Here is a 263-nt window from a genome sequence, read left to right as displayed (position 1 = left end):
CGCATCACTAATGATTACTTCGCGAATCATTAGCCTCGAAAACTAATTTACCTGTCCCAAGCGATTCGATGAGCTCCTTCAGCCTGAAGCTTTCAGTCATCTTGTCTTGGTTCATGTTATCTAACCATCGCGCTATCACCTGAAGTTCTTGGGTCCTCAAGTGAAGACGTCGCCTTTGAGTGGCGAGTGGTACTGGTTCATTAAACTCTACGGTGCCTTGATCCGCCCAAGATAATATTTGTTTGATCTCTGGAAGACTAACA

General features: G+C 44.9%; 1 pseudogene. It reads right to left on the bottom strand.

Annotated elements, in window-relative coordinates:
- Nucleotides 1-7: 7 nt before the first annotated feature.
- A pseudogene (locus CXF87_RS22095) lies at nt 8-263 on the bottom strand (MerR family transcriptional regulator); the annotation flags it as partial.

Source organism: Halomonas sp. MES3-P3E (assembly GCF_002836035.1).
GTDB lineage: Bacteria > Pseudomonadota > Gammaproteobacteria > Pseudomonadales > Halomonadaceae > Vreelandella > Vreelandella arctica.
The sequence above is the reverse complement of the archived record's forward strand: the minus strand, read 5'-3'. Positions and strand labels throughout refer to the sequence as shown.